Consider the following 22643-nt stretch of genomic DNA (forward strand, 5'->3'; position numbering starts at 1 on the left):
CCGGTGGGATCGTCCACGGCGATCCGGGTCGAGGGTCTGTCGAAGACCTTCGACACCGCGGCGGTGCTCCACGACCTCTCCCTCGACGTGCGGGCGGGCGAATTGCTGGCGCTGCTCGGCCCCTCGGGCTCGGGCAAGACCACGCTGCTGCGCATCATCGCCGGGCTCGACTTTCCCGATCGCGGGCGGATCATCTTCGGCGCCGACGATGCCACCCGGGTTCCGGTGCAGGAGCGCGCCGTCGGCTTCGTGTTCCAGCACTACGCCCTGTTCAAGCACATGAGCGTGGCCGAGAACATCGCCTACGGCCTCAACGCCCGGAAGCGCGCGGACCGGCCGGCCAAGGCCGAGATCAAGCGCCGGGTCGGCGACCTCCTCGACCTCATCAAGCTCTCGGGCTTCGCCGATCGCTACCCGTCGCAGCTCTCCGGCGGCCAGCGCCAGCGCATCGCCCTGGCGCGGGCGCTGGCCGTGGAGCCCCGCGTGCTGCTGCTGGACGAGCCCTTCGGCGCCCTCGACGCCCAGGTGCGGAAGGACCTGCGCCGCTGGCTGCGCGAGATCCACGACCGCACCGGCCAGACCACGATCTTCGTGACCCACGACCAGGACGAGGCGCTGGAGCTCTCCGACCGCGTCGCCGTCCTGTCCAAGGGCCGCCTCGAACAGATCGGCACCCCCGACGAGGTGCAGGAGAACCCGGTCTCCTCCACCGTGCTGAAGTTCCTCGGCGACACGATCGAGGTGGAGGCCATCGCCCAGGGGAGCGAGGTCCGTGTCAACGGCCGCCTCACCCCGGTGAAGGCCCCGCCCGGTCTCGTCGGCCCGGTCAAGCTCTACGCAAGGCCGTGGCAGCTGCAATTCGCCGAGCCCGGCCAGGCCCATCTCGAAGGCCATGTCCGCTCCTCCTATCGCAGCCAGGGCCGCCAGCGGATCGAGGTGGACCGCCCCGAGGGCAAGACCGTCGTGGTGGAGGCCTCCGACACCCACCGCCTCGCCGCCGGCCGCCCGGTCGGCCTGACGATTAACGCCGGCTACGTCTTCAAGGATTGACGGGGCGGCGCCGGGACGGCGGAGGAAACGGTTGCGCTTCCTCCGCGGATCGGCTGTGACTCCCGCCGTCGAAATCGAGCGGGAGGACGCAGCATGTCGGGTCACGGAGCCATCGAGGGCTCGAACAAGAAGGTCGCGCTGCTGATCTCGGTGCTGGCGCTGTTCCTGGCGCTGGCCGAGACCCTGGCCAAGGGCGCGCAGACGGAAGCGCTCAGCGCCAACGTCGAATCCTCCAACCAATGGGCCTATTACCAGGCCCGTACCATCCGCGGCACCATCCTCAAGACCGCCGACGAGACCCTCGCCCTGATCCCGCCGGAGACGGCCAACGCACCGGCCATCGCGGCCAAGCGCGCCGAATGGGCCAAGACCATGGCCCGCTGGGAATCGGACCCCGCCACCGGCGACGGGCGCAAGGAGCTGCAGGAGAAGGCGCGGGCCTCGCAGGAGCACCGCGACCTCGCGCTCCACCGCTACCACCATTACGAGTTCGGCTCGGCCGCCTTCCAGATCGGCATCGTGCTGGCCTCGGCCCAGGTCATCACCGGCATCGCCGCGCTGACGCTGGCCGGCGGGTTCCTGGGCGTCGCCGGCCTCGTGATGCTGGGCTTCGGCCTCTACGCGCCGCACGTTCTGCCGTTCTTCCACTGACGCGGGAATCAGGGCGCCGAGCCTGGACTCTCGCCTCCTTCGCGACACTTGAAGGAGAGGGAGGCATGTCATGGCGCAAGACAGCGAGCAGGAAGGCCGGCTGACCCGGATCTCGGCCTTCGTCTTTCTCCATACCGAACACGCGGTCTATGCCGCCCTGGGCCTGCTTCTCGCCGGGACGGCGATCCTCGCGCTCATCGACGCGACGGGCCTGCTCTTCGGCGCGATCCGCCATCTCGGGGGCTCGGGCGAACTCCTCAAGATCGTCGACAGCCTGCTGTTCCTGCTGATGCTGGTGGAGATCCTGCACACGGTGCGGGTCTCGATGCGCTCGGGCAAGCTCACCTGCGAGCCCTTCCTCATCGTCGGGCTGATCGCCTCGATCCGGCGCGTCCTCGTCATCACCCTGCAATCCTCGGAAGTGATGCATGCGCCGATGACGGCCGAGCGCGAGGCGCTGTTCCGCGCCTCGATGATCGAGCTCGGCGTGCTGTCCGGGCTCATCCTCACCATGGTGATCTCGATCTTCCTGCTGCACCGCGCCCGCGACGACAACGAGGTGGCCGGCAAGGAATGACCTTGGAATGACCTTTGGAATGATCTTGCGGCCGCGGAGTTGGCGTCGCACTTGCGACAGCGAGGCCCGATCGTCAGATCAGGCCGATGGGACGAGCGGTCGCGACGCCGCGATGGTGCGGATGAGACGGACCGGGACCGATGATCAGCGCCTTCGACCTGTTCAAGATCGGGATCGGCCCGTCGAGTTCGCATACGGTGGGGCCGATGGCGGCGGCCCTCGCGTTCCGCGAGCGGACGCGGCGCCGTCCCGGCCTCGCCCGCATCCGCGCCGAGATCTTCGGCTCCCTCGCCTGGACCGGGCGCGGACACGGGACCGACATCGCCATCCTCCTCGGCCTCCTCGGCCATAGCCCCGCCGGGATCGACCCCGACCGGGTCGACGAGTACGTGGCCGAGGCGAAGCGGACGGGCCGGCTCGGCCTCGGCGGCCCGGCCTTCGCCCTCGAGAGCGATCTCGTCTTCAACTTCACCGAGGTGCTGCCGGTGCACACCAACGGCATGCGCTTCCGCGCCCTCGACGGGCACGGCACGGTCCTCGACACGGTCACCTGCTACTCCATCGGCGGCGGGTTCGTGGTCGGCGAGGAGGCGGTCCGCGCGAGCGAGGCGATGACCTTTCCGCTCCCCTATGCCAGCGCCGCCGATCTTCTCGCGACGTGCCTGCGCACCGGCTTCTCCATCGCCCAGGTCCAGCGCGCCAACGAGGGCGCGAGCCGCAGCCGCGAGGCCATCGACGAGGGTCTGGACGCCATCCGCGACGCGATGTTCGCCTGTATCGACCGGGGCCTGCGCCAGACCGGGGAACTGCCCGGCGGCCTCAAGGTGCGGCGGCGGGCCAAGAAGCTGTTCGAGGACCTGGAGGCCAACCGCCATCTCAACGCCCGGCCGGCCCACGAGATCATGGACTGGATCAGCCTGTTCGCCCTCGCGGTGAACGAGGAGAACGCCGCCGGCGGCCGGGTGGTGACCGCCCCCACCAACGGCGCCGCCGGGATCGTCCCCGCCGTCCTGCGCTACGCCCGCGACTTCTGCCCCGGCTGGTCGGACGAGCGCGGCCGCGAATTCCTGCTGGTGGCCGCCGCCATCGGCGGCCTCATCAAGAGCCGCGCCTCGATCTCCGGCGCCGAGGTCGGCTGCCAGGGGGAGGTCGGCTCGGCGGCGGCCATGGCGGCGGCGGGCCTCGCCGCGCTGCTCGGTGGCTCGACCCTGCAGATCGAGAACGCCGCCGAGATCGCCATGGAGCACCATCTCGGCATGACCTGCGACCCGATCGGCGGCCTCGTCCAGATCCCCTGCATCGAGCGCAACGCCTTCGGCGCCAACAAGGCGGTGGTCGCCGCCTCCCTGGCCCTTCGCGGCGACGGCATCCACCGGGTCAGCCTCGACGAGGTCATCGAGACCATGCGCCAGACCGGCCACGACATGCAGGCGAAGTACAAGGAAACCTCGCTGGGCGGCCTCGCGGTGAACGTGGCGGCGTGCTGAGGGAGGAGAGCCTCCGCATTGTCGAGAAGACCCGAGCGAGGTCGAGCATCGGCTCGCCCCCGCGACTCCGCTCGGCTCCCGGCCCTCGCCCGCCTCACCGCGGCGCGGAGATTTCCGCCTCCGCGACCGTCCAGACGTCCTGGCGCGCGGGCGTGCCGCGCTCCTCGCCCCGGCGGACCGAGGCGAGATCGAGGAGTTCGGGGGCGCGGTTCGTGTCGTCGACGGAGAGGAACAGGCCGTTCCTCTGCGAGGCCCGGCCGAGATCGGCGCGGCTGGTCAGCACGCTGAAGGCGGGGCTCGTGAGGAGCGCAAGGGCCACCGGCCCCATCCACAGGGCGAGCCAGGGATCGCCGGCATAGGCGAGAAGGCCCGCGAGCAGGGCGCCCGCCACCAGGGCGTCCACCTGCAGGCGGATCGCCTCGGACCACGGCACCTGACGGTCGTCGCGCACCTGCGAATCCCAGCGCACCACGCGGCCGATGAAGGTGGTGGCGACGGCGCCGGCGGCGAAGACCGTCATGACCGGCCAGAGCAGCACCCAGACGATCTGCTCGAGCACGGCGCTCTTCAGGAGCGAAGCCGTACCGCCGAACGCGGCGCGGCGGGCCGGCGAGGCCAGGACATGGCCGAGGCTGAGGAGCTTGGGCAGGGCCATCACGGCGACGACGAGGGCGGCCAGCGCATGGGCGGCGAGGCCCGTTCCGGTGAGCCCATAGGCCAGCAGGCCGAGATCGCCGGTCAGGGCGGCCCGGATCGAGGCGGCGGCGAGGAACAGCACCCAGAGCGGGCAGGCGAGGTAGGACAGGATCCCGACCATGAGGTGCCAGCGGCTCGCCGCGCGCAGCCCCGGCAGGGCGGTGACGCGCAGGTGCTGCATGTTGCCCTGGCACCAGCGCCGCTCGCGCCCGAGGAGATCGACGAGGTTCGTCGGCATCTCCTCCCAGGTGCCGCCCATCTCCGGCAGGAGGCGGACCTCCCATCCGGCCCGGCGCAGGAGGGCGCCCTCGACGATGTCGTGACACAGGATCTCGCCGCCGAGGGGCGCCTTGCCGGGCAGCACCGGCAGTTCGGCGTTGTCGGCGAAGGCCGCGACCCGCAGGATCGCGTTGTGGCCCCAATAGCTCCCGTCCGCGCCCTGCCAGGTCTCGAGGCAGCGGATCGACAGGGGCGCGTAGAGCCGCACGGCGAATTGCTGGATGCGGGCGAACAGCGTGTCCCGGCCGGTGGCGTAGGAGACGGTCTGGATCAGCCCGACCTTCGGCGCCTCCTCCATCAGCCGGGCGAGGCGGCGCATGGTGGCGCCGGTCATGAGGCTGTCCGCGTCGAGGACGATCATGAAATCGTAGTCCGCGCCGTAGGACTTGCAGAACTCGGCGATGTTGCCGGCCTTGCGGCCCGCATTGTCCTGGCGCCGCCGGTAGCGGAAACGCGGCAGGCCGGGGCCGTTCAGGCTGGCCCAGGCCTCGATCCGGGCGAATTCATGCTCCTCCACCGCCGCGATGGCGCCGTCGCGGGTATCGGAGAGGACGAAGATGTCGATATCGGAGCCGTCTCCGCCGGAGCGCTGGAGGGAGCGGGCCATGACGCGCAGGGCGGCGAACACCGCCACCGCGTCCTCGGCATGGATCGCCACCACGGCCGCCGTGCGGCTCAGGCCCGAGGCGGTGGCCGGCACCGTGGCCGAGCGGAGCTCGATCGCGGATTTGGCGGCATCGCCGAACCCGGCCGCCGCGAGGCCGTAGACGTATTGCCAGGCGACGAAGGATTGCCACGTCATCACGAGGCCGAACAGCACCAGCACGGCCCAGCCCAGCGCACCGTCGGGGCGTCCGTAGGCGGAGACGGCGAGCCACGCGATCGCGGCCGCGGTGACCAGGGTCGGCACCGCCAGCAGGAGCCGCCGCCACAGGAGCGACGGCGCCTCGAACACGGGCGTCCCGCCCGGCCGGATCGCGGGAATCGCCGGGTCCGGGATTCCGGCTTGGGATGCGTCGTGCGACAACCGGGGGATGGACATGGGGCGATGGACACTCGATCGAAGTGAAGTGGGCCGTCATCCGTCACGACATGAAGGGCATCGATGACACGGGACGACGGTGGAGACGAGCGTTCGGGACGCGAGCCCCTCTCGCGGCGGCAGACCTTGCAGACCGCGCTCGGTATGACCGCCGGCATCATAATGCCTAGTGCCGTCGACCTGAATACCGCCAGAACGATGGCCGCCGATACGCTCGACCCGGCCCATGACGGGCCGATGACCTTCGAGGGCGTCGTGGCCCAGGCCCGCCGCCTCGCCGCCGCACCCTACCGGCCCGCTCCGGAGGATCTCCCGGCCCCCCTCGCCGGCCTCAGCTACGACGGCTACCGGGCGATCACCTTCCGCCCCGACGCGGCCCCGCGCCTCGGCGGCTCGTTCTCGCTGCAGCTGTTCCATCGCGGCTTCCTGCAGAAGAAGCGCGTCGCCCTGTTCCTCCAGCCGCCGGACGGGCCGCCGCAGCCGATCCTCTACCAGTCGAGCCTGTTCGATCTCGGCTCCGCCCTCGCCGGGCAGGATTTTTCCCGCGATCTCGGCTTTGCCGGCTTCCGGCTGCATCACGCCTTCGACGATGCGAAGCCGGCTCAGCAGGAGGAATTTTTGGTCTTCCTCGGCGCCTCGTACTTCCGGCTTCGCGGGAAGACGCAGGAATACGGCCTCTCGGCGCGGGGCGCCGCGATCCGGACCGGCGGTCCCGGCGCGGAGGAGTTTCCGGACTTCACGGCGTTCTGGATCTGCGAGCCGAAGGCCGAATCCCGCGCCGTGACGATCCTGGCGCTCCTCGATTCCCCGAGTCTCGCGGGCGCCTACCGCTTCGTGGTCGAACCCGGCGAGACCTCGCGGATGGTCGTCACCGCCGCGCTGCATCCCCGCGCCGCGATTCCGCGCCTCGGCCTCGCTCCCCTCACCAGCATGTTCCTGCACGGGCAGAACGGTCCCGGCGCGCGCGGCGCCGCGCCCTTCGACGATTTCAGGCCCCAGGTCCACGATTCCGACGGGCTCGTGGTCTCCACCCGGGACGATCGCCTGTGGCGCCCCTTGAGCAACGGACGGCGCGAGCCGCAGATCTCGGCCTTCCGGGTCGATCCCCTCGACGGGTTCGGGCTTCTCCAGCGCGAGCGGAGCTTTGCCGCCTACCTCGATGTCCAGGCCCGGCACGAGGCCCGGCCCGGCCTCTGGGTCACGCCCCAGGCGGGGTTCGGCGCCGGGGCGGTGCAGCTCTTCGAGATCCCGTCCCGCGAGGAGTACATGGACAACGTCGTCGCCGCCTTCGTGCCGGGCGCACCGGTCACGGCGGGGAGCGCCCTCGACCTCGCCTACACGCTGTCCACAATCGGGTCCGAACCGGACACCGCCGTGCTGAGCGCGCTGGCCAGGGTGGTCTCCACCCGCGTCGGTTCGGCGGAGCGCCTGCGCCCGACCACGCCGCCGAGTCCGGAACGGCGCCTCTACGTCGTCGATTTCGAGGGACCGGGACTGCCCGCGGGCCATGACGGTGACATCGCGGCCGAGGTCTCGGCCAGTGCCGGCACCCTGGTCGATCCGGTGGTGGAACGGGTGCCCCAGACCGGGGGCTGGCGCCTCTATGTGGAATGGCGCGCGCCGACGCCGCTGCCGCCCGGCGACGTCATCCTGCGGGCGCGCCTCATGCGCGGCGGTCGCCCGCTCAGCGAGACCTGGGACAACGCCGCCTGATCGCCGGGCAATCCCCCGCCGCGGCTTTCGTCGATGACAGCCTGTCGTCGAGCCCCTGGCACGGGCTCGCCGCGCACCGGCCGTCCTGCGGAACCAGGCGCCTGCGCCAATCGGCCCGCGAGAGGGGCGAGCGCTTCCGGGCGGAGGAGAACGGCCGCCGCATCGGGGAGCCGAGGAGCCTCGACCCGCTGCCGGAATGATGCCGGTCGTTGCTGCGATGCAACAGGGCGGCGGCGATGGTCGGTGCGGGAGAAACTCGCAATTGACCCCCCCGTCGCCACCGACCTAGCTTGGCCGTGACGGTTCCTCCTCGGGGGATCAAAAGGGAACGCGGTGAGGGTCTTGGGCCCGATGCCGCGGCTGCCCCCGCAACTGTAAGCGGCGAGCCCTTCATCAACACGTCACTGGGTGATTCACCTGGGAAGACGATGAGAGGGCGGCGACCCGCGAGCCAGGAGACCTGCCGTCAGTCGTGGTCACCCGCGAAACGCATCGGGCGGGGTGTCCCGGTGGGGTGTCGGGGCGTTCGTATATCGGGAACGCATCGGCTTCGTTCGCGGTGACGTGCCACTGCCGTCGCCCGAGGTTCTCGCCCGTGTCCGCCCCTCCTCCACGCGCTCTCCCTCCCCTCCTCGTCCTCGCGCTGCTGACATCGGCGTCCCCCGTCCTCGCCCAGGCCGGCGCGGCGACCACCGCCGAGGCGACCCTCGACGAACTCTCCGTGGCCGCCGACACGCGACCGCCCTCTGCCGCCGGTCCCGGTCTCGGCGGGGCCACGGGCGGTGTCGGCGGGGCCGAGGCCTTCGGCGCCCTGTCCGCGCCCGCATCGACGTCGAGCTCCGGCGTCATCACCGGCAAGGTTCTCAACGACCGCCCGGTCACCCGCCCCGGCGAGGTGCTGGAGGCGGTGCCCGGCCTCATCGTCACGCAGCATTCGGGCGAAGGAAAAGCCAACCAGTACTTCCTGCGTGGCTTCAACCTGGACCACGGCAGCGACATCGCCATCACCATCGACGGCATGCCCGCCAACATGCGCACCCATGCCCACGGCCAGGGCTATGCCGACATCAACTTCCTCATTCCCGAGCTCGTCGGCGCGGTGGAGTTCCACAAGGGTCCGTATTTCGCCCGCGACGGGGATTTCGCCTCAGCCGGCTCGGTGCGGATCGACTCGATCGACGCGGTGCCGCGCCCTCTCGCGCTGACCTCCCTCGGCAGCTTCGGCTACAAGCGGGCACTCACCATCGCCTCCGCGCCCCTCGGGGAGGGGACCCTCCTCGCCGCCGGCGAGGCGCAGGTCTATGACGGCCCCTGGGTGGTGCCGGACGCCATCCGCAAGCTGAACGGCGTGCTGCGCTACAGCCAGGGCACGGCGCTGGACGGTGTCTCCGTCACCGGCATGGCCTATTCCAACCGATGGACCGCCACCAACCAGATCCCCCAGCGGGCGATCTCGGACGGGCTGATCGGCCGTTTCGGCACCCTCGATCCCACCGATGGCGGCGAGGCGAGCCGCTTCTCCCTGTCGGGCCGCTGGAGCCGGTCGGACGACGGCGGCGTCACCCGCGCCAGCGCCTACGTCATCCGCTCGAACCTCAACCTCTTCAACAACTTCACCTACTTCCTCAACGATCCGGTCAACGGCGACCAGTTCCGCCAGCTCGACAGCCGCACCGTGGCCGGCGGCGAGATCGCGCGGGTGTTCAAGGGCGAGCTGTTCGGTCTCTCCATGGAGAACGAGATCGGCGTGCAGACCCGGTTCGACGACATCCATGTGGGCCTGTTCAACACGCGGGCGCGCACGTCGCTCTCCACCGTGCGCGACGACCGCGTGCAGGAGGGCAGCGCCGCCCTCTACGTCGAGAACCGCCTGCGCTGGACCGACTGGCTGCGCACCAGCATCGGTGTCCGCGCCGATGGCTACGACGCCACCGTGAGATCGGACAATCCGCTGAATTCGGGCCATGTCCGCGACGGCATCGTCAGCCCCAAGCTCGGCGTCGTGTTCGGGCCCTGGATCGAGACCGAGCTGTTCGTGAATTACGGCGAGGGCTTTCATTCCAACGACGCGCGGGGCGCGACCATCTCGGTCGATCCGGGCAACCCCCTGTTCCCCCTCGACCGGGTGCCGCTGCTGGTGCGCTCGGTGGGCTCGGAGGTCGGCCTCCGCAACCGCTCCATCGCCGGCCTCGAATCGACCGTGACCCTGTTCCAGCTCGATTTCGACTCCGAGAACCTGTTCATCGGCGATGCCGGCACCACCGAGCCGAGCCGCCCGAGCCGGCGCACCGGCATCGAATGGACCAACCACTACGCGGTGACGCCGTGGCTCGCCCTCGACGGCGACCTCACCGTGACCCATGCCCGCTTCGCCGACCGCGACCCGGCCGGAAGCCGCATCCCCGCCGCCCCCACCGCCATCGCGGCGGCCGGCTTCACCCTGGGCGAGTCCCTCGGCTGGTTCGGCACGCTCCGGCTCCGGTATTTCGGGCCGCGCCCCCTGATCGAGGACAATTCCGTCCGCTCGCAGCCCACCACCCTGGTGAACGGCCGCATCGGCTACAATTTCGACAACGGCGTCACGGTGCAGCTCGACATCCTCAACCTCCTCAACGTCAAGGCGAGCCAGATCGATTACTTTTACGAGTCGCGGCTGCGGGGGGAACCGGCCGCCGGCGTCGCCGACAGGCATCTCCATCCGGTGGAGCCGATGGCGGTGCGGTTGACCGTGGCGGGGCGGTTTTGAAGCGTGGACCGGCGGTCGAAACCGTCCCGTCAGGGCTCCACCAGCCTAAGCGGGTTCGCGTTGGCAAGCCAACGCTTCACCCTGCTGAGCTCTTTGCTGTGCCGCAGGTTTTTATCGCAGAACCGGCGGCCACTTCTGCGAAACCTGCCTAGCCCGATGCGCCTCCCTCGCGATCGCCCCATCTCAGCATGGCGAGCTGAGCGACGGCCTCCAAGTCGGCGCGGCTCGCCCCGTCTCGGGCCAGGATCGACATGCCGCTCTGGACCGTCTGCACGAAACGGGCGAGGGCGTGGACGTCCGTCGAGGACGGAAGCTCCCCCGCCGACACGGCTGCGGCGAGGCGCGCCTTCAAGCGCTCCAGCGTGACAGCACGGGCCGACCGCACGAGTTCGCCGAGTTCCGGACGGCCCTCACTTCCGACCGCCGACAGCGTCACCATGCAACCGAGGGGATTGTCGGCAAGGGATCCCGTCAGGGCTGCAGCCGAATCGAGCAGCAGGGACAGGATGGCGTCTCGGGCCGTCCCGGCCGCTCGGAACCCGTCCCAGACCAGAGCCTCGTACCTGTCGTCGTAGTGGCGCAGGGCCTCCGTATAGAGCGCCTCCTTCGAGCCGAACGCGGCGTAGAGGCTGGGAGAGCCGATCCCCATCGCCTGGGTCAGATCGGCCATCGACGTCGCCGCGTAGCCTTTGAGCCAGAATAGGCGGGTCGCCTGCGCGAGGGCGGCGTTTCGATCGAACGCGCGCGGTCGGCCGCGACCACGGACCGGTCCCGTCCCGGCGGCTCTCGACGTCCGTCCTGATTTCTGCATCGATCGATCTATAAATCGCTTGACCCGTCCCGACAACGCATCTAGCCATTTATATATGGATCGTTACAGAAAGAAGAAATCATGACCGAGCTGATGGGTCGGCGCGCCCTCCTCACCGGAGGCTCGCGCGGGATCGGGGCCGCCATCGCGTTGGCCCTCGCCGACAAGGGGGCGGATGTGGCGCTCACCTATGAGCAGTCGGCCGACCGCGCCGCCGAGGTGGTTCGGGCCATCGAGGCGAAAGGCCGGCGCGGGCTCGCCATCCAGGCCAACAGCGCCGATGCGGCGGCAGTGAAGCGCTCGGTCGACGAGGCCGTCACAGGGCTGGGTGGTCTCGACATCCTCGTCAACAATGCCGGCATCGTCCGCTACGGGCAGGTCGAGGAGATGAGCCTGACGGATATCGACGCGATCCTCGGCGTGAACATCCGCTCCGTCATCCTCGCGTCGCAGGCGGCCATTCCGCATCTCGGGCAGGGCGGCCGGGTCATCACAATCGGTTCCTGTCTCGCCGAGCGCGTCCCCATGCCGGGGGTGACGGTCTACTCGATGTCGAAATCCGCTCTGCTCGCGTTCACGCGAGGATTGGCCCGGGAACTCGGTCCGCGCGGTATCACCGTGAACCTCGTACAGCCGGGACCAACGGACACGGACATGAACCCGGCGACAGGCGATCAGGCGGATGGCCAGCGCGCGCTCACCGCGCTCGGGCATTATGGGACGTCAGAGGACGTCGCGGCGGCGGTCGCGTTTCTCGCCAGCCCGGCCGCGCGCCAGATCACCGGGACCGGGATCACCGTCGATGGCGGCGCCAATGCCTGACTGAGCATCCGCTCGGTCTCGTCCGTTGGCATGATCCGCCGCGTCGCGAGGACGCGCTTCAGTCGGTCGTCGGGTTCAAGGGGTCGGGGCCGAGGCCTCGACTCTTTCCTCATTTCTCAGACGCCGCCCGTTTCCGCACCACCATCTCCCCCCGGAACAAAAACTTCTGCGCGCGCTTGCCGGTGTCCACCTCGGTGGTGAAGACGTTGCCCTTGCTGTCCACGGCGAGGTTGTGGACCCAGTGGAAGTCGCCGGCCATGCGGCCGTTGCGGCCGAAGGCGCCGAGCACCTCGCCGGTGTCGCGCCTGAGGGTGCGGACCTCGTTGTTGGCGCCGTCCGCGTTGAGGAGGTAGGTCTGGTCGGGGTCGGGCCAGAGCGCCAGTTCCCAGACGGAGCCGTTGGCGCGGGTGGCCTTCTCCACGAAGAACTCCTTCACGAAACTGCCGTCGCGGCGAAAGACCTGAACCCGGTCGTTGGCCCGGTCGCAGACATAGACCAGCCCGTCGCGGGCGATCTGGACGCAATGGACCGGATTGCGGAATTGCTGCGCCGGCGCGGCCGCGGGGTCGTAGGCCGGCAGGGTCTCGTCGGTGGGCGGCTTGCCGTAGGCGCCCCACATCCGCTTGAACGCCCCGGTCCCGGCGTCGAACACGATGACCCGGTGGTTGAAGTAGCCGTCGGCGACGAAGAGTTCGTTGGTCTCCGGGTCCACCTGCATGGCGGCGGGCCGGCCGAGGCGGGTGGTGTCGAGGCTGTTGGTCTGCGGGCCCTGCTTGCCGATCTGCAGGACGAATTTCCCCTCCGGCGTGAATTTCAGGATCAGCCCGTCCTGCTCGCCATTGCCGGCGAGCCAGACGAAACCCTTGTGGTCGATATGGATGCCGTGCTCGTTCTGCGGCCAGTCATAGCCCTCGCCCGGACCGCCCCAGGAGCGGATCAGGGTGCCCGCCTGGTCGAAGACCAGCACCGGAGGGGCGGGGTGGCAGCATTTGGTGCGCGGCGGGTCGAGGCTCGCCGCCTTCTCGTCGTCGGTGAGCGTGCGCGGGCGCTGTACCACCCAGATGTGATCCTGCGCATCCACAGCGACGCCGGAGGCCTGGCCCATGATCCAGTTGTTCGGCAGGGGTTTGGGCCAGGCCGGATCGACCTGGAAGGTCGGGGGTTCCGCCGAGGCCGCCCCCGCGAAGGCGACGACGAGCGCGGCCAGACCAAGCCTGAGCCTCATGCGATTCTCTCCCTGACCCGTTCGTTGTTGCGACGAGTCTCGGCTGCGACGACCCCCTTGTCCATCGCACGCAAGCCCGATCTGCGGCCTCATCGGCGACAATCGGTATCGACACGGGGGACTTTGTCACGAACACATCGGCCCGGGAGCCCGGGCGGGGCGGCCGGATGCGGTTTGACCGCTCTCCGGCCTGGCCTGTAGACACCGCGGCCCCTTCACGCGCGCGAGGATTCCATGGCCGCCATCACTGCAACCATCGCGGCGGAGCTCAAGGTCGCCGAGCGGCAGGTGCGTGCGGCCGTCGAACTCCTCGATGGCGGATCGACGGTGCCGTTCATCGCGCGCTACCGCAAGGAGGTCACCGGCGGCCTCGACGATTCCCAGCTCCGCGACCTGGAGGAGCGCCTCGCCTACCTGCGCGACCTCGAAGCGCGCCGCGCCGCCATCCTCGAGAGCATCGAGGGCCAGGGCAAGCTCGACCCGGCCCTCAAGGCCCGCATCCTCGGCGCCGACACCAAGGCGCGCCTCGAAGACCTCTACCTGCCGTTCAAGGTGAAGCGCCGCACCAAGGCGCAGGCCGCCCGCGAGGCCGGGCTCGGCCCCCTAGCGGAGGCCCTGCTCGCCCATCCCGAACGCTCGCCGGAACAGGCCGCCGCCGCCTTCGTCGATGCGGGCAAGGGCGTGGCCGATGTCGACGCCGCCCTGGAGGGGGCGCGCACCATCCTCATCGAGCGGTTCGGGGAAGACCCGGAACTGGTGGGAACCCTGCGCGACACGGTCTGGCAGCGCGGCCGGATGACCTCCACCGTCAAGAAGGGCAAGGAGGCGGCCGGCGAGAAGTTTGCCGACTATTTCGACTTCTCCGAGCCTCTCTCGCGCCTGCCCTCGCACCGCATCCTCGCTCTGTACCGGGGCGAGAAGGAGGAGATCCTCGACCTCGACATCACCGATGCCCCCGGCGACGCGGCCGAGAAGGGCATGCCCTCCTGGCAGGAACTGCGCATCGCCCGCGCCTTCCGCATCGGCGATCACGGCCGGCCGGGGGACCGTTTCCTGATGGAGACCGTGCGCCGGACCTGGCGCACCAAGCTGAAACCCGCCCTCGACACCGACCTGCGCGCGCGCCTGAAACAGGTGGCCGAGACCGGGGCGGTGGGCGTCTTTGCCGGCAACCTGCGCGACCTGCTGCTGGCCGCCCCCGCCGGCGCCCGGCCGACCCTCGGCCTCGATCCGGGCTTCCGCACCGGGGTCAAGGTCGCGGTGGTCGACGCCACCGGGAAGGTCGCGGCCACCGACGTGATCTACCCGCACGAGCCGCGCCGCGACTGGAACGGCGCCCTCGTCGCCCTGGCGAGGCTCTGCCGCGCCCATAAGGTCGAGCTCGTCGCCATCGGCAACGGCACCGCCTCGCGCGAGACCGACAAGCTCGCCGCCGACCTCATCGCCAAGCAGCCGGACCTGAAACTCACCAAGGTGATGGTGTCGGAGGCCGGCGCCTCGGTCTATTCGGCCTCCGCCTATGCCAGCGCCGAACTGCCCGGCCTCGACGTGACCCTGCGCGGCGCGGTCTCCATCGCCCGGCGCCTGCAGGATCCGCTCGCCGAACTGGTGAAGATCGAGCCGAAGGCCATCGGCGTCGGGCAGTATCAGCACGACCTCGCCGAGGGCCAGCTGTCCAAGGCCCTCGACGCGGTGGTGGAGGATTGCGTGAACGGCGTCGGCGTCGACGTGAACATCGCCTCCGCGCCCCTCCTCGCCCGCGTCTCCGGCCTGTCCGAGCGGGTGGCGGCCAACATCGTGGCGACGCGGGACGAGAAGGGCCCGTTCCGCACCCGCGCCGGCCTCAGGAAGGTGGCCGGCCTCGGGCCCAAGGCCTACGAGCTCGCCGCCGGCTTCCTGCGCATCCGCGACGGCGACGATCCCCTCGACGCGTCGGGCGTCCACCCGGAGGCCTATCCGGTGGTGCGCCGCATCCTCGCCGCCGCCGGGCAGCCCATCCAGGCCGTCATCGGCAACGGTCCCGTCCTGAAGAGCCTCGACCCGAAGCGCTTCACCGACGAGACCTTCGGCCTGCCCACCGTCACCGACATTCTGTCGGAGCTGGAGAAGCCCGGCCGCGACCCGCGCCCGGCCTTCAAGACCGCGACCTTCCAGGAGGGGGTGGAAAAGATCTCGGACCTCCGGCCCGGCATGCGCCTCGAAGGTGTCGTGACCAACGTCGCCGCCTTCGGCGCCTTCGTGGATATCGGCGTGCACCAGGACGGCCTCGTCCACATCTCGGTCCTGGCCGACCGGTTCGTGAAGGATCCGCGCGAGGTGGTGAAGCCCGGCGACGTGGTGCAGGTGCGCGTCGTCGAGGTGGATGCCAACCGCAAGCGCATCGCGCTCAGCATGCGCTCGGAGGAGGCCGGCGTGGCGCGGCCGGGGAGAGCAGAGGAGCGCTCGTCCGCCTCACGCCCCCAGCCGAGACCCGCCCCGGCGCCGCGCGGCCCGGCCCCCGACGGCGCGTTCGCGGAGGCCCTGCGCCGGGCCGCCGAGGGCAAGGACAAGGGACGCCGCTGACGGCGGCGCGCCTGTCCCTCATCCCGCGCGATGAGCGGGAGGCGCAGGCGAAGCGAGGGGGCGGTTCCTCGTATCCGGAGGTCGGCGCCGGCCCGCTCACGGTGACCAGCACCCTGTGAGCCCATCGTGCATCCGAGCCGATGTCGCGGACAGGGTCCCAGGTTCCGCGAAGTCGGCTCAAGGCTTCTTCAGCACCTCGATCGGGTCGGTGCGCTGGCTCGGCTTCGGCTCGGCGGTGGCCGCGCCGGCATTCCCGTCCGGCTTCTCGTGCCGGGCGCCGGAGCTGGTATCCGCGCCGGGTCCGGTGCCCTGGGTCGGCACCGTGCCGCTGGCCAGTTCGAGGCAGGTCACCATCTCCACGTAGGACGGGAAGCCGCCGGCCTGGAACTGCTTCTCGCACTGGCTCTTGGCGGCCGGCGAGTAGTCGCCCCAGCGGCGCTGGGCTTCCTTGCGCGCCGCCTCCTCCGAACGCAGGCAGCCCTCGACGGTGGCATTGTCGCTGACGCTGGCCTCCGCACGGACCGAGGATCTGCAGGTGGCCTGCACATCGAGCTTGGGCGGCCCGTCGGCGGCCGGGGCCACGTTCGTGAGGGCGAAGAGCGCGAGGGCGCCGGTCAGGAGGGGAACAGGGTATCGCATCGGGCCGTCCTCGCTCGCATCACGGCGACCGCCCGGCGGCGGTCCGTCCCTCGCACAATGCGCGAAGGGCGGGATCGCACCATGAAGCGACGAGAAAATCAGGCGAGGGCCGCGTCGAGATCCGCGAACAGGTCGTCCACGTGTTCGATCCCCACCGAAAGCCGCAGCAGATCGGGGGGACACGGCGTGCCCGGCCCCTCCACCGAGGCGCGGTGCTCGATCAGGCTCTCGACCCCGCCGAGGGACGTGGCGCGCTTCCACAGGCGTACCCGCGCCGCCGTGGCGATGGCCGCCTCCTCGCCGGCCGCGACCCGGATCGACAGCATGAAGCCGAAGCCCCCCTCCATCTGCCGCGCCGCCACCGCGTGGCCGGGATCGTCGGGCAGACCGGGATAGAGCACCGACGCCACGCGCGGATGCACCGCGAAGCGCCGGGCGAGGTCCGCCGCCGAGGCGGATTGCGCGGCGACCCGCAGGGGCAGGGTCCGCAGGGAGCGCATGAGGAGATAGGCCTCGAACGGGCCGAGGATCGCTCCTCCCCCCGCCCTGATCGCGCCGATGCGCTCCCAGAACGCATCGGCGCGGGCCGAGGCCAGGACACCGGCGACCACGTCGGAATGTCCGTTCAGGATCTTGGTGGCCGAGTGCATGACGATGTCGGCCCCGAGCGTCAGGGGCCGCGTGTGGATCGGCGAAGCGGCGGTGGAATCGATGGCGAGACGCGCCCCCGCCCCGTGCGCGATCTCGGCCGCGGCGGCGATGTCGGTGACGGTCCAGAGGGGATTGCCGGGCGTCTCCACCCAGACGAGCTTCGTCGTGCTCGGCCTGATCGCGGCGCGTAGGGCGTCGAGGTCGTCCATGGCGACGAAGTCGAGGCCCCATCCCCGGCGCGGCGCTTCCTGCTGGAGCCAGCGCTTCAAGGCCCAGTACATCACGAGGGGGGCGACGATGTGGTCGCCGGGCTCCAGGGCCGAAAAGACGGCGGTGGCCGCCGCCATGCCGGAGCCGAACAGCATCGCGCCGGCCTCCGCCTCCTCCAGCATGGCGATGACGGCCTCGGCCTCGCGGGTCGTGGCGTTGTCCGGCCGGGCATAGGAGAAGCCCGAACTGTAGCCGTTGTCGGGATCGCGGAGGAACGTCGTCGAGACATGGAGCGGCGCCACCACCGCCCGCGTCACCGGATCGACATGGCCCATCGCCTGCGCGGCGAGGGTGCGCTTGGTGAAGGGGGTGGTGGACTCAGTCATCGGACCATCCGTACGTTGAGGACGTTGGGGCTGTCATCGGCGTGAAACCGGGGCATGAAACCAGCCTCGGCGAAACCCTCGCCCTCATCAAACGCCTTTTGCGCCCCCACGTTTTGAAGCCTCAGAGGAATGATCCACGCCGATGACGTCCGCCCTCGCTGTTCCGGAACGGCCCGTCTTCTCCTTCTGGCCTCGACTCGCGGTCGCCATCCTGCCCGTGGTGGCCACCTCGGTGATCGGCTCCCTCAGCACCACGCCCAACATCGAGGGCTGGTATGCCGGACTGGCGAAGCCCGGCTTCAATCCGCCGAACTGGCTGTTCCCGGTGGCCTGGACGATCCTCTACGCGATGATCGCGCTGTCGTTCTGGCGCCTGCTCGGGGCGTATCCGGCCACGGGTCCGATGCGGCGGGCCTGGGGGCTGGCGGTCGCCGCCTTCGCCGCCCAGCTGGCGCTCAACGCGGCGTGGTCGCCGGTCTTCTTCTCGGCCCATGCCCTCGGCTGGGCGGGAATCGTCGCCGCGGCGATGCTGGTGATGATCCTTTGGACCATCCGCCTGTCCTGGCGCTTCGACCGGTTCGCGGCGGGGCTGCTCGTGCCCTACGCCGCCTGGGTCACCTTCGCGACGGTGCTCACCGTGGCGATCTGGCGGTTGAACTGACCGCCCCCTACTCCGCCGCCTCGACGAACACCGTGCCGGCGCGGGGCAGGTCCAGGGTGTCCCAGGTCTCGGTGAGGGCCGCCGTCAGCTTGGCGATGCGGGCCGCGTCGTGGAACGGCGAGGGCGTGATCCGCAGGCGCTCCGTGCCGCGCGGCACGGTGGGGTAGTTGATCGGCTGGATGTAGATGCCGTGCTGTTCGAGGAGGTGGTCGGCCGCCGCCTTGCACAGCTCGGCATCGCCCACCATCACCGGCACGATATGGGTCTCGGTGGGGAGCACCGGCAGACCCGCCTCTTCCAGCGCCACCTTGGTGAGGGCGGCCTGGCGCTGATGCGCCGTCCGCTCCACCTGCGACCGCTTGAGGTAGCGTACCGAGGCGCGGGCCGCCGCCGCGATGGCCGGCGGCAGGGCGGTGGTGAAGATGAAGCCCGGCGCATGGCTGCGCACGGCGTCGCACAGGACCGTCGAGGCGGTGATGTAGCCGCCGACGCAGCCGAAGCCCTTGGCCAGCGTCCCCTCGATCACGTCGACCCGGTGCATCACCCCGTCGCGCTCGGCGATGCCGCCGCCGCGATTCCCGTACAGACCCACCGCGTGGACCTCGTCGAGATAGGTCATGGCGCCGTACTTGTCGGCGAGATCGCAGATGGCGGCGATGTCCGAGACGTCGCCGTCCATGGAATAGACGCTCTCGAAGGCGATCAGCTTCGGGCGGTCGCCGGCCGCGATCAGCAGTTCCTCGAGATGGGCGAGATCGTTGTGGCGGAAGATGCGCTTCTCGCAGCCCGAATGGCGCACGCCCTCGATCATCGAATTGTGGTTGAACGCATCCGACAGGATCAGACAGTTCGGGATCAGCTTGGCGATGGTGGAGATGCCGGCCTGGTTCGAGACGTAGCCCGAGGTGAAGACGAGGCCCGCCTCCTTGCCGTGCAGATCGGCGAGTTCGCGCTCCAGGTCCACCAGCGGCGAATTGTTGCCGGCGATGTTGCGGGTGCCGCCGGCGCCGACGCCGCAGCGGGCGGCGGTCTTGGTCATGGCCGAGACCACGTCCGGGTGCTGGCCCATGCCGAGGTAATCGTTGGAACACCAGACGGTGATCTCGCGGGTGCTGCCGTCCGGACGGCGCCAGTTGGCCGTGGGGAAGCGCCCGGCGATCCGCTCGATATCGGCGAACACCCGGTAGCGGCGCTCGTCGTGCAGACGGTCCACCGCCCTGCGGAAATAGGTCTCGTAATCGGTCCGGCCCTGCCCGAACGACGCCCGGGCGGACGATCCCTGACCGGAGGAATCGCGGGGCGTCGTGGTGTCGCTGATCATCGTCATCGCGGGCATCCGATTCACGGGCATCCGTCCTTCACGCTATGGCCGACCGCATGGCAGCGCCGTTCCTGGCGGCTCCGCATCCGCTCGTCTGCATTCAGCAGCAGCATCGTTACAAAGGGCTTGTTCCGAAGCACCAAACTCTCCGCTGCGGGTCTTTCCGACCGTCAAGTCCCGCTGGCGCAACGATCTCGCTTCGCATGGCGCGTAAGGAATCAGGCGGTGCTGATTTCGACGCCACGGCCCCGACGATACAGGCGAACTTGGAATTGGTTCAAGTCGACTCCTGCATTCCAGCTCTGCGCCTGTTGAGACCGGGTGGCAAAGCCGGTATTTCGCCCTGGCGACGATGGGTCGCGCAGTGATCGCCATAGTTTTTAAGAGTGATCGCCATGAAGAACGACGCCACGCGCAACGAGCGGCTGAAGGCGGCCCTGCGGGACAACCTGAAGCGCCGCAAGGCCCAGACGCGGGTCCGCGGGCAGGCCACGGCCGCGGCGGAAACCGGCGCTGCCGGCGAGCGGTCGGACGCGAAGCCGGATCGCGACGGAGGCGGCTGACGATCCTCTTTCGGACAAAACTCACGTATAGGCGGCTCGATAAGGCCGTGCCGCGAGCGCACCGCCACCGCTTGCAGATTTAGGTCGGCGCCGCCCTCCCGTCACGGGAAGGGGCAGGACGCCGCGCGAAGGACGACGATGGACCGGATCAACATCATCGGCGGAAAGCCGCTCCACGGCGTCATCCCGATCTCGGGCGCCAAGAACGCCGCCCTGCCCCTGATGATCGCCAGCCTGATGACGGGGGAATCCCTCGAACTCATCAACGTGCCGCGCCTCGCCGACATCCACGCCCTGCTGCGGATCCTCGGCAATCACGGCGTCGACCACATGGTGGTGGGCAAGCGCCCGGGCGATACGACGGAAACCGGCCAGACCATCCGGCTCACCGCCTCCAACGTCATCGACACCACCGCGCCCTACGAACTCGTCTCCACCATGCGGGCGAGTTTCTGGGTGATCGCGCCGCTGCTCGCGCGCTTCGGCGAGGCCCGCGTCTCGATGCCCGGCGGCTGCGCCATCGGCACCCGCCCCATCGACCTCATGCTGATGGCCCTGGAGCGCCTCGGCGCCACCGTCGAGATCGACGGCGGCTACGTGGTGGCGAAGGCCAGGAACGGCCTGCGCGGCGGCGAGATCCACTTCCCCAAGGTCACGGTGGGCGGCACCCATGTGGCGCTGATGGCGGCCTCGCTCGCCAACGGCTCCACCCTGATCGAGAATGCCGCCCGCGAGCCGGAAGTGGTCGATCTCGCCGATTGCCTCATCAAGATGGGCGCCAGGATCGAGGGTGCCGGCACCCCGCGCATCACCGTCGAGGGCGTCTCGCGCCTGAACGGGGCGCGCCATACCGTCCTGCCCGACCGGATCGAGACCGGCACCTACGCCATGGCCGCCGCCATGGTGGGCGGTGACGTGACCCTGGAGAACACCCGCGCCGACCTCCTGCACAGCGCGCTCGACGTGCTGAAGACCACCGGCGCCGATATCACCTCCACCGCCGACACGATCCGCATCCGGCGCAACGGCGGCGGCATCGTCGCGGTGGACGTGACCACCGACCCCTTCCCGGGCTTCCCTACCGACCTGCAGGCGCAGTTCATGGCGCTGATGACCCTGGCCAAGGGTCAGTCCCACATCCGCGAGACCATCTTCGAGAACCGCTTCATGCACGTGCAGGAACTCGCGCGTCTCGGCGCCAGGATCCGGCTCGAAGGCGATCTGGCCATCGTCGACGGGGTGGAGCGTCTCAAGGGCGCCCCTGTCATGGCCACGGACCTGCGCGCCTCGGTCTCCCTCGTCATCGCCGGCCTCGCCGCCGAGGGCGAGACCAGCATCAACCGGGTCTACCATCTCGACCGCGGCTTCGAGGCGCTGGAGGCCAAGCTCGGCCGCTGCGGCGCCGAGATCAGCCGGGTCCGTTCCTGACCCTTCCCGATCCGGGAGGCGGTCCGCGCCTCCCGGACGAAGGCCCTATTCCAGCACGTTGCCGCGCTTGGGGCCGAAGCCCGGGATGTCGCAGCGGCAGGGCGCCTGGATCGGACTCGGATAGGCGGGGCAAGTGCCGCGCGAGGTGACGCAGACGCTGCCCATGCGCTGGCGTCCGTATCGCGGCGGCAGGGGCCGGCGCTCGTCGTCCTCGTAGGGCCGGGCATACCCATCGTAGCGATCGTAGCCGCGCGGCCGGTCGTCGCCGTAGGGCGGCCGGTCGTAGGTCGGCCGGTTGTAGCCGTCGTCGGGATAGTGCGGGACTTGGGCCTGGGCTTGCCCCAGGCCGGCCGCCACCGTGAGGACGGTGACGGCCGCAAAGGCGATACGACGTGCAGGTCCGGCTTTCATGGCTTTGGATATCCCGATTCGAAGGTCGGCGAAGGCGTAGTTCCTTCCGCATGAACGGCGTCTGACCCCGGCGCGGCGGACGGCCGGTCTCGCCGGCACCCTGCAATTGTTCCGGGCCGCGCAGTTGCCGCAAGGCGGCCGCCTCGCTACCTACGGCCGACCCACTTCCACACCCGGCGCCCGATCCGGCGGCGTCCGGCCAGATGCGAACCCGACATGGAGCTCCTCAAGCTCGCCGCCCTCGACGCGGAGGATCTCGCCATCCTCTCGGCTCATCTCCAGGATGCGGTCCTGCGCCCGCAGGACCTCGCCTATCTCGCGTCGTCGCACCGCTTCGTGCTGGTCGGGCGGCGTTTCGACTGGTCGACGCCGGATGCCGAGGCTCCGCGCCGGCGCCTCACCGGCCTCCATTTCGAGCGGGTCATGGCCGTGCGCGCACGCGGCCTCACGCCCGGCTCCGCCTCCGACGAACCGCTCAACCTGCTGGCCGTCACCTTCGAGCCGAAGGAGGACCCCTCCGGCACCGTCACCCTGGTCTTTGCCGGCAAAGCGGCGATCCAGCTCGATGTGGAATGCATCGAGGCGCGGCTGAAGGATCTCGGTCCGGTCTGGGAGGTGGAAGGCCGCCCCGACCACGAGGCGGCGGAAGCCGGCCGTGCCGCGATCCTGGGCCAAGGAATCCTGAGCCATGGAATTCCGGGCCAAGGGATCC

The 22643-nt window shown here is 70.1% G+C and carries 18 protein-coding genes, 1 pseudogene and 1 riboswitch; of the genes and pseudogenes, 12 read left to right on the plus strand and 7 right to left on the minus strand.

Annotation, left to right across the window (positions count from 1 at the left end):
* Positions 1 to 3: 3 nt before the first annotated feature.
* From MKK51_RS11260 to MKK51_RS11275, 4 genes are all read left to right on the plus strand, one after another.
* Positions 4 to 1050, plus strand: coding sequence for a sulfate/molybdate ABC transporter ATP-binding protein (locus MKK51_RS11260; RefSeq protein WP_243977133.1), 1047 nt, complete (start codon positions 4 to 6; stop codon positions 1048 to 1050).
* Positions 1051 to 1143: 93 nt separating this feature from the next.
* The gene (locus tag MKK51_RS11265) at positions 1144 to 1701 is read left to right on the plus strand and encodes a DUF4337 domain-containing protein (protein WP_243977143.1); all 558 of its coding nucleotides are present in this window, start codon (positions 1144 to 1146) and stop codon (positions 1699 to 1701) included.
* A 70-nt stretch (positions 1702 to 1771) separates the two neighbouring features.
* Positions 1772 to 2278, plus strand: coding sequence for a phosphate-starvation-inducible PsiE family protein (locus MKK51_RS11270; RefSeq protein WP_027171349.1), 507 nt, complete (start codon positions 1772 to 1774; stop codon positions 2276 to 2278).
* 140 nt (positions 2279 to 2418) lie between these two features.
* A complete protein-coding gene (locus MKK51_RS11275; protein ID WP_243977145.1) occupies positions 2419 to 3765 on the plus strand; it encodes an L-serine ammonia-lyase in 1347 nt (448 codons plus the stop codon).
* Between the two features lie 94 nt (positions 3766 to 3859).
* Here MKK51_RS11275 and mdoH read toward each other — a convergent pair whose 3' ends face one another.
* Positions 3860 to 5782 (minus strand): glucans biosynthesis glucosyltransferase MdoH, encoded by a 1923-nt coding sequence (gene mdoH / locus MKK51_RS11280; RefSeq protein ID WP_243977147.1) that lies wholly within the window; start codon positions 5780 to 5782, stop codon positions 3860 to 3862.
* A gap of 237 nt (positions 5783 to 6019) precedes the next feature.
* Between mdoH and MKK51_RS11285 the strand changes: the two genes are divergently transcribed.
* Complete coding sequence (locus MKK51_RS11285) at positions 6020 to 7495, plus strand: glucan biosynthesis protein (RefSeq protein ID WP_243977323.1); 1476 nt, start codon at positions 6020 to 6022, stop codon at positions 7493 to 7495.
* 283 nt (positions 7496 to 7778) lie between these two features.
* A riboswitch (cobalamin riboswitch) is annotated at positions 7779 to 7978 on the plus strand.
* 112 nt (positions 7979 to 8090) lie between these two features.
* On the plus strand, positions 8091 to 10241 hold the full coding sequence (locus MKK51_RS11290; protein ID WP_243977148.1) for a TonB-dependent receptor: 2151 nt from the start codon (positions 8091 to 8093) through the stop codon (positions 10239 to 10241).
* 148 nt (positions 10242 to 10389) lie between these two features.
* Here MKK51_RS11290 and MKK51_RS11295 read toward each other — a convergent pair whose 3' ends face one another.
* A complete protein-coding gene (locus MKK51_RS11295) occupies positions 10390 to 11052 on the minus strand; it encodes a TetR/AcrR family transcriptional regulator (protein ID WP_243977149.1) in 663 nt (220 codons plus the stop codon).
* Positions 11053 to 11133: 81 nt separating this feature from the next.
* Here MKK51_RS11295 and MKK51_RS11300 point away from each other — a divergent pair, with 81 nt between their 5' ends.
* Positions 11134 to 11874 carry an SDR family oxidoreductase gene (locus MKK51_RS11300; protein WP_243977150.1) on the plus strand — a complete coding sequence of 247 codons (741 nt, stop codon included), beginning with the start codon at positions 11134 to 11136 and terminating at the stop codon, positions 11872 to 11874.
* A gap of 109 nt (positions 11875 to 11983) precedes the next feature.
* Here the strand turns inward: MKK51_RS11300 and MKK51_RS11305 are convergent, their stop codons facing one another.
* Entirely contained in the window at positions 11984 to 13099 is a 1116-nt protein-coding gene (locus tag MKK51_RS11305; protein WP_243977151.1) for a hypothetical protein, read from the minus strand.
* Positions 13100 to 13333: 234 nt separating this feature from the next.
* Between MKK51_RS11305 and MKK51_RS11310 the strand changes: the two genes are divergently transcribed.
* Positions 13334 to 15661: a Tex family protein gene (locus MKK51_RS11310; protein WP_243977152.1), complete on the plus strand. Its 2328-nt coding sequence runs from the start codon at positions 13334 to 13336 to the stop codon at positions 15659 to 15661.
* Positions 15662 to 15838: 177 nt separating this feature from the next.
* On the opposite strand, the gene MKK51_RS11315 is transcribed toward MKK51_RS11310, so the two are convergent.
* Complete coding sequence (locus tag MKK51_RS11315) at positions 15839 to 16300, minus strand: hypothetical protein (protein ID WP_243977153.1); 462 nt, start codon at positions 16298 to 16300, stop codon at positions 15839 to 15841.
* A gap of 98 nt (positions 16301 to 16398) precedes the next feature.
* Positions 16399 to 17547, minus strand: a complete 1149-nt coding sequence (locus MKK51_RS11320) for a trans-sulfuration enzyme family protein (RefSeq protein WP_243977154.1) — start codon at positions 17545 to 17547, stop codon at positions 16399 to 16401.
* 142 nt (positions 17548 to 17689) lie between these two features.
* On the opposite strand from MKK51_RS11320, the gene MKK51_RS11325 reads away from it, so the two are divergent.
* Positions 17690 to 18208, plus strand: a complete 519-nt coding sequence (locus tag MKK51_RS11325) for a TspO/MBR family protein (protein ID WP_243977155.1) — start codon at positions 17690 to 17692, stop codon at positions 18206 to 18208.
* Between the two features lie 7 nt (positions 18209 to 18215).
* Here MKK51_RS11325 and hemA read toward each other — a convergent pair whose 3' ends face one another.
* Positions 18216 to 19559, minus strand: coding sequence for a 5-aminolevulinate synthase (hemA, locus tag MKK51_RS11330; protein ID WP_243977156.1), 1344 nt, complete (start codon positions 19557 to 19559; stop codon positions 18216 to 18218).
* A gap of 365 nt (positions 19560 to 19924) precedes the next feature.
* Between hemA and MKK51_RS11335 the strand changes: the two genes are divergently transcribed.
* Positions 19925 to 20092: a hypothetical protein gene (locus MKK51_RS11335; protein WP_243977158.1), complete on the plus strand. Its 168-nt coding sequence runs from the start codon at positions 19925 to 19927 to the stop codon at positions 20090 to 20092.
* 138 nt (positions 20093 to 20230) lie between these two features.
* Complete coding sequence (gene murA, locus MKK51_RS11340) at positions 20231 to 21520, plus strand: UDP-N-acetylglucosamine 1-carboxyvinyltransferase (RefSeq protein ID WP_243977160.1); 1290 nt, start codon at positions 20231 to 20233, stop codon at positions 21518 to 21520.
* A 45-nt stretch (positions 21521 to 21565) separates the two neighbouring features.
* Here murA and MKK51_RS11345 read toward each other — a convergent pair whose 3' ends face one another.
* Positions 21566 to 21931: a hypothetical protein gene (locus tag MKK51_RS11345; protein ID WP_243977161.1), complete on the minus strand. Its 366-nt coding sequence runs from the start codon at positions 21929 to 21931 to the stop codon at positions 21566 to 21568.
* Between the two features lie 216 nt (positions 21932 to 22147).
* On the opposite strand from MKK51_RS11345, the pseudogene MKK51_RS11350 reads away from it, so the two are divergent.
* Positions 22148 to 22573: pseudogene (locus MKK51_RS11350) on the plus strand (DUF2948 family protein); the annotation flags it as partial.
* Between the last annotated feature and the right edge of the window lie 70 nt (positions 22574 to 22643).

Origin of the sequence: Methylobacterium sp. E-045, assembly GCF_022829685.1 — a bacterium.
Taxonomy (GTDB): Bacteria; Pseudomonadota; Alphaproteobacteria; order Rhizobiales; family Beijerinckiaceae; genus Methylobacterium.

Bases quoted from the DNA above. Each gene is read 5' to 3' on its own strand.
- MKK51_RS11265 (WP_243977143.1), top strand. From the start codon at position 1,144: ATGTCGGGTCACGGAGCCATCGAGGGCTCGAACAAGAAGGTCGCGCTG.
- MKK51_RS11270 (WP_027171349.1), top strand. From the start codon at position 1,772: ATGGCGCAAGACAGCGAGCAGGAAGGCCGGCTGACCCGGATCTCGGCC.
- MKK51_RS11275 (WP_243977145.1), top strand. From the start codon at position 2,419: ATGATCAGCGCCTTCGACCTGTTCAAGATCGGGATCGGCCCGTCGAGT.
- mdoH (WP_243977147.1), bottom strand. From the start codon at position 5,782: ATGTCCATCCCCCGGTTGTCGCACGACGCATCCCAAGCCGGAATCCCG.
- MKK51_RS11285 (WP_243977323.1), top strand. From the start codon at position 6,020: ATGACCTTCGAGGGCGTCGTGGCCCAGGCCCGCCGCCTCGCCGCCGCA.
- MKK51_RS11295 (WP_243977149.1), bottom strand. From the start codon at position 11,052: ATGCAGAAATCAGGACGGACGTCGAGAGCCGCCGGGACGGGACCGGTC.
- MKK51_RS11300 (WP_243977150.1), top strand. From the start codon at position 11,134: ATGACCGAGCTGATGGGTCGGCGCGCCCTCCTCACCGGAGGCTCGCGC.
- MKK51_RS11305 (WP_243977151.1), bottom strand. From the start codon at position 13,099: ATGAGGCTCAGGCTTGGTCTGGCCGCGCTCGTCGTCGCCTTCGCGGGG.
- MKK51_RS11310 (WP_243977152.1), top strand. From the start codon at position 13,334: ATGGCCGCCATCACTGCAACCATCGCGGCGGAGCTCAAGGTCGCCGAG.
- MKK51_RS11315 (WP_243977153.1), bottom strand. From the start codon at position 16,300: ATGCGATACCCTGTTCCCCTCCTGACCGGCGCCCTCGCGCTCTTCGCC.
- MKK51_RS11320 (WP_243977154.1), bottom strand. From the start codon at position 17,547: ATGACTGAGTCCACCACCCCCTTCACCAAGCGCACCCTCGCCGCGCAG.
- MKK51_RS11325 (WP_243977155.1), top strand. From the start codon at position 17,690: ATGACGTCCGCCCTCGCTGTTCCGGAACGGCCCGTCTTCTCCTTCTGG.
- hemA (WP_243977156.1), bottom strand. From the start codon at position 19,559: ATGCCCGTGAATCGGATGCCCGCGATGACGATGATCAGCGACACCACG.
- MKK51_RS11335 (WP_243977158.1), top strand. From the start codon at position 19,925: ATGAAGAACGACGCCACGCGCAACGAGCGGCTGAAGGCGGCCCTGCGG.
- murA (WP_243977160.1), top strand. From the start codon at position 20,231: ATGGACCGGATCAACATCATCGGCGGAAAGCCGCTCCACGGCGTCATC.
- MKK51_RS11345 (WP_243977161.1), bottom strand. From the start codon at position 21,931: ATGAAAGCCGGACCTGCACGTCGTATCGCCTTTGCGGCCGTCACCGTC.